Here is a 5,354-nt window from a genome sequence, read left to right as displayed (position 1 = left end):
TTCGCCTCGGGCTTCGCCCTCACGGTCGTCGCAGAGCTCCTCCCTGGCGAACGAGGGCATGCGGCCGAGCGTGAGCGGAGCGAGGCGACCTGACGCGAGCCTGATCGCTCGGGTTCGCCTCGGGCTCCGCCCTCACGGTCGCTTCGCTCCCTGGCGAACGAGGGCATGCGGTCGCCAGCGAGGCCGCTTGCGGCCGAGCGTGAGCGAAGCGAGGCGACCTGACGCAAGCCCTCACGGTCGTCGCAGAGCTCCTCCCTGGCTAACGAGGGCGTGGGCACGGGGCGGGCTTCTTCGATGGCTCACACGTCGTTCTCACGCGCATCTCAGTCATGGGCGAGAATGTATGACCATGACCGACTCGCACGATCCGTTCGCCGCCAATCCGTACTCCCCCCCTACGGATCGTGACGGCGCAGACGCCGCTCCCAGCAACGACCCGGCCGGGCAGACACCGCCCCCGGCCGCGCCCCACCGCGACACCGAGCCGACGGTCGAGGTGCCCGCCCAGGCCCCCGCCACGTCCGAGACCGCTCCCCCGCCGCCGCCGACCCCGGAGCCGCAGACGCGTCAGGCCGAGGCCGCACCCGCCGCCCCGGCGGACGACTACACGCACCGCTACGCGGCCCCCACCGGCCAGTCGGGGCAGCAGGGCGTCCCGGCCGGTGCGCCCCTGTCGAACCACGGCGACCCGTTCCGCGACAACGAGCCCACGACGTCCTTCGCCACGCCCGCCTTCGCGGCGGCCGGTGCGGGCGCCGGAGCCGGCTACGGCGCCGGCGGACACGACGGCGGCACGTCTCAGACGCCTCCCCCGCGTCGCGGCGGACGACGCCTCGCGGCCGGGCTCGCGTTCCTGGTGCTCGCGGGCGGCGCCGGCTACGGCGGCGCCTGGGCGTTCGACCAGCAGGACGGCAGCGGCAGCGGCGACGGGACGACCGTCAGCTCGCTCGACACCAGCAACAAGGCCACGCAGACCAAGGCGCCTTCCGGCACGGTCGAGCAGGTCGCCGACAAGGTGCTGCCCTCGGTCGTGCAGATCAACGTCAAGGGTGGTCAGGAGTCGGGCTCCGGCACCGGCATCATCATCAGCAGCGACGGCGAGATCATGACGAACAACCACGTCGTCTCGGTCGCCGGCGACGACGGCACGATCACGGTCGCCTTCAACGACGGCACGAACGCCAAGGCCGAGATCGTCGGCACCGACCCCAAGACCGACCTGGCCGTCATCAAGGCGGACGGCAAGTCGGGCCTGACGCCCGCGGCTCTCGGCACGTCGGCCGATCTCAAGGTCGGCCAGGAGGTCGTCGCGATCGGCTCGCCGTTCGGTCTCGAGAGCACCGTGACGCAGGGCATCGTCTCGGCCCTGAACCGTCCGGTCTCGTCGAGCGACGGTTCCGGCGGCGACCGGACGACGTTCCCGGCCGTGCAGACCGACGCCGCGATCAACCCCGGCAACTCCGGCGGCCCCCTGGTCGACCTGCAGGGCCGCGTGATCGCGATCAACTCGGCGATCCGCTCCGGCGGGACGACGTCGGGCGAGGCCGGCTCGATCGGCCTGGGCTTCGCGATCCCGATCGACCTGGCCAAGAACGTCGGCAAGCAGCTGCTCGACGGCAAGACCGTCGCCCACGCGCAGATCGGCGTCACGGTCGACAACTTCCTCGGCACCGACGGCATCACCGGCATCGGCGCGCAGGTCAAGGAGATCACGCCCGACGGCGCCGGCGACAAGGCCGGCCTGAAGGAGGGCGACGTCATCACCTCGGTCAACGGCATGGTCGTGCCGAGCTCCGAGGCCCTGGTGGCGGCCGTCCGGGGCTACAACCCCGGCGAGAAGATCACGGTCGACTACACCCGCGGCAGCCAGAAGTCCGAGACCGAGGTCACCCTCGGATCCGACGGCGGCACGACGACGCAGTAGTCGTCACCCCGAACCGACGAAGACCCCGACCTCCCCCCGGTCGGGGTCTTCGTCGTCCGTCCCGGCGGTGCCGATCGTCAGGTCCGAATCCCGCGAGTGGCGGCAGGTCGCGAGCACTAGCGTGGACCCGTGAAGACCGACCGCGACCTCTCCGTCCCCGCCCTGCTCGTGACGGTGCTGCTGTGGGCGTCGGCGTTCGTGGGCATCCGGGCCGTCGGCGACACCTATTCCCCGGGGTCGCTGACCCTCGGACGTCTGGTGGTCGGGGCGGTCGCGCTGACCGCGTTCGTCCGACCGCGGGTGAGCACCCTCCCGCGCGGCCGGGGGCTGCTGCTCGTGACGGTCTACGCGCTGACCTGGTCGGTGGCGTACAACGTCGCGCTCAACGCGGCCGAGCGCGACCTCGACGCCGGCACCACGGCGCTGATCGTCAACATCGGGCCGGCGCTCATCGCGCTGCTCGCCGGCGTCGTGCTGAAGGAGGGCTTCCCGAGACCCCTCGTCGTCGGGATGGTCGTGGCATTCGCCGGCGTCGCCCTCATCGCGACGAGCACCGAGCGCGATCCCACCGCCGCGGCGACCGCCACGACCACGGGCGTCGTGCTGTGCGTCCTGGCCGCCGTGTTCTACGCGGTCGGCGCGCTCGTGCAGAAGCCGGCACTGGCGTTCGTGAGCCCCGTCATGTGCGTGTGGCTCGGCTGCGTCATCGGCGCCGTCGCGTGCCTGCCGTTCGCGCCCGCACTCGTCGGCGAGCTGCGCGCCGCCTCCGGCGAGGACGTGCTGTGGCTGGTCTACCTCGGGGTGTTCCCGACCGCCGTCGCGTTCACGACGTGGTCCTACGCACTGCGCCGCATCTCGGCAGGTCAGGCCGCGTCGACCACGTACCTCGTGCCGGCCGTCGCGACGGCGATCTCGTGGGCCGTGCTCGACGAGGTGCCGGCGGCGCTGTCGTTCGTCGGCGGCGCGCTGTGCCTCGCCGGCGTCGCCATCACCCGCCTGCGGCCCCGAGCGCCTGACCCAGTCGCGCCAGGTCGGGCGCGGCCGCGTCGATGAGCTCGGCCACGACCTGGTCGACCCGGTCGTCGGCGAGACCGGCCGCGGCCAGGTTGGCACGCGCCTTGTCCAGCACGTCACCGGCCGGGACCGGACGGCCGGCGCCGCCCAGCACGTCGTCGACCGCAGCGTCGACCGACCGACCGTCCGTGAGGGTGACCCGGAGCCGCGCCGGGAAGCGCGCCGGGAAGCCGGAGTCGTCCCACACCTCGTGCGTGATGCGACGGGAGAGGTCGAGACGCTCACCGCCGATCGGCTCCGAGAACAGATCGAGCCCGACGCGCCCGTCGACGGCCCGGCCCGCCAGCACGTAGGGCAGGCTCCAGCGCGCGTCGTGCGGGGTCTTCGGCGACTGCCGTCCGGACCACGGATCGGCGATGATCGGCAGGGCGCCACGGGGCACGTGGCAGTGGATCGACGCGATGTCGGCAGCCTCGACCGCGTCGTCCATGACGAGGCCCAGGGCCTCGACGAACGGGTGGATGAAGTGGCAGCAGGGGATCATCTTGAAGGCCGCGTCGGGCAGGTGCCAGCGCTCGCCCAGGGTCGTCAGCTCGTCGGCCAGACGTGCCGGGGCGTCGGCGTCACCGGCGTAGAGGCTGAAGAACCCCAGGTCGCCCTCGAGGACGCGTGAGGGGCCCGTCATGCCGGCCCGGGCCAGCTCGGCCGCCCACAGGCCCGAGTGCGCGGCCCATGCCGGCTGCCCGGCCTTGATCGTGTCGCCGTCGGCGAGGAAGGCGAAGGTGCCGCCGGGCATGCTGCCGGCGATGCCGAGGGCGTCCACCGCGACCTGCTCGGCATCGTCGTGCAGCAGCGACGACACCAGCGAGGCCGCGAACGGCCCGGCCGCCGACGTGGTCTGGAAGCCGCGGGCCTGCAGCGTCCCGGGGCTCGCGAGACCCATCCGGATGATCGCCTCCCAGCCCAGGGCGTACGCCGACAGCATCGCGGTGCCGGTGGCCCCGACCTCCTCGGCGACGGCCAGCGCCGCGGCGGCCAGGGTCGCACTGCCGTGCATGACGGAGGCGACGTGCGTGTCGTCGAACTCGAGCGAGTGCATGTACGAGCCGTTGACGAGGGCCGCCACCGACGCGGGCGCCGTGGCCGACGAGCCGAGCACCGTCGACCGTCCGCCGGTGTGCGCCTCCGTGACGATCCGGTCGAGCCCACGCAGAGGGCCGCTGCGCGCGCCCAGTGCGCCGACCCCGAGCGCGTCGAGCAGGTGCAGCCGCGCGGACGCCATGACGTGATCGGGCAGCCGTCCGTGCAGCGCGCGGGCGCGGCGGACGAGATCGGTCGTGAGCCCCGGCGTGTCCGCGGGCCCCGTCATCGCTGCCACGCCTCGGTCACGACGGCGTGCCACGACCGCTCGTCGAGATCGCGGCCCGCGACGAGCGCACGGGCCAAGGGGGCGAACGCCGGCGTCGCCGCCGTCAGGTCGGAGATCTTCGCCAGCACCTGGTCCTCCTCGAGGGGACGGTCGGGACCACCCACGGCACTCATCACGACGACCTCGGACGTCGTGCCGTCGGTGCGGGTCACCCGCACGCGGGCCGGGCGGTCGTGCGGGGCCTCCGGCAGCGGCTCGAAGGCCTCGAGCCGGACGAGCCCGCGGAGGCGGGCGACGGTTCGGTCGTGCAGCAGCGCCTCGCCGAAGACGTCCGGACCGGTGCGGCCCGTCGCGAGCACGGTGCTCACGACGTGGGGCAGCGAGAACTTGCCCGCCAGCGTCGTGACCGGCGCGGTGTTGTCCAGGGAGTACGCCAGCGGGTGCGTCTCGACGACGACCTCGGCGATGTCGTGCGCGTCGGTGCCGGCCAGATCACCGTGCGCCAGCTCGAGCGACGCCTCGAGCGCCGAGTGCGTGTACTGGCAGGCCGCGTAGACCTTGTGGTAGCCGTCGAGGATCGCCCAGGGACGGTCCGGGGCGTCCTCGCCGAGGCGGGCCAGCTCGTCCTCGTCGACCGCGTGGCCGTACCCCGTGGCGAACACGTCGAGGGCACCGGTCGGCTCGCCGCCGAGCCCCGCGGCCGAGAGGTCGACCGCGAGGAATCCGAGCACCGCTCCGGCGCCGGCCCAAGCGTTGCGCACCTGCGCGCCCGACACCGCGTGGCTGAACGGTCCCGACATCGACAGCGTCGACGCGACGTCGACCGCAGCCATGACGGCCTCGCCCGAGCCGGTCCGCAGCCAAGCCACCGCGGCGGCGGCACCGATCGGCGACAGCGTCGCGTGCGGGTGCAGCACCAGGGGCCTCGGCGCAGGGAAGAGGCGCGCGAACGCCGTCACGACCTCGTAGCCCACCACGACCGCCGTGAGCACGTCGGCGACGCTGCGCCCGGTGGCCTCGGCCTCGGCGGCGGCCGCCGGCACGGTG

The 5,354-nt window shown here is 73.5% G+C and carries 4 protein-coding genes; 2 read left to right on the top strand and 2 right to left on the bottom strand.

From position 1 onward, the window contains the following. The first annotated feature begins 349 nt into the window (after window positions 1-349). Window positions 350-1,924 (top strand): S1C family serine protease, encoded by a 1,575-nt coding sequence (locus IFT73_RS18545; protein ID WP_192168914.1) that lies wholly within the window; start codon window positions 350-352, stop codon window positions 1,922-1,924. A 129-nt stretch (window positions 1,925-2,053) separates the two neighbouring features. Further along, the gene (locus tag IFT73_RS18540) at window positions 2,054-2,977 is read left to right on the top strand and encodes an EamA family transporter (RefSeq protein WP_192168913.1); all 924 of its coding nucleotides are present in this window, start codon (window positions 2,054-2,056) and stop codon (window positions 2,975-2,977) included. Here IFT73_RS18540 and IFT73_RS18535 read toward each other — a convergent pair. After that, window positions 2,913-4,307 carry an MmgE/PrpD family protein gene (locus tag IFT73_RS18535; protein ID WP_192168912.1) on the bottom strand — a complete coding sequence of 465 codons (1,395 nt, stop codon included), beginning with the start codon at window positions 4,305-4,307 and terminating at the stop codon, window positions 2,913-2,915. The two genes, IFT73_RS18540 and IFT73_RS18535, sit on opposite strands and share 65 nt — an antisense overlap. After that, a partial coding sequence (locus IFT73_RS18530) for an MmgE/PrpD family protein (protein ID WP_192168911.1) occupies window positions 4,304-5,354 on the bottom strand: 1,051 nt, incomplete at its 5' end. The genes IFT73_RS18530 and IFT73_RS18535, both read right to left, overlap by 4 nt.

Source organism: Aeromicrobium sp. CFBP 8757, from assembly GCF_014841755.1.
Taxonomy (GTDB): domain Bacteria; phylum Actinomycetota; class Actinomycetes; order Propionibacteriales; family Nocardioidaceae; genus Aeromicrobium.
This window is presented reverse-complemented; position numbering and strand designations above follow the sequence as displayed.

Bases quoted from the DNA above. Each gene is read 5' to 3' on its own strand.
- IFT73_RS18545 (WP_192168914.1), top strand. From the start codon at position 350: ATGACCGACTCGCACGATCCGTTCGCCGCCAATCCGTACTCCCCCCCT.
- IFT73_RS18535 (WP_192168912.1), bottom strand. From the start codon at position 4,307: ATGACGGGGCCCGCGGACACGCCGGGGCTCACGACCGATCTCGTCCGC.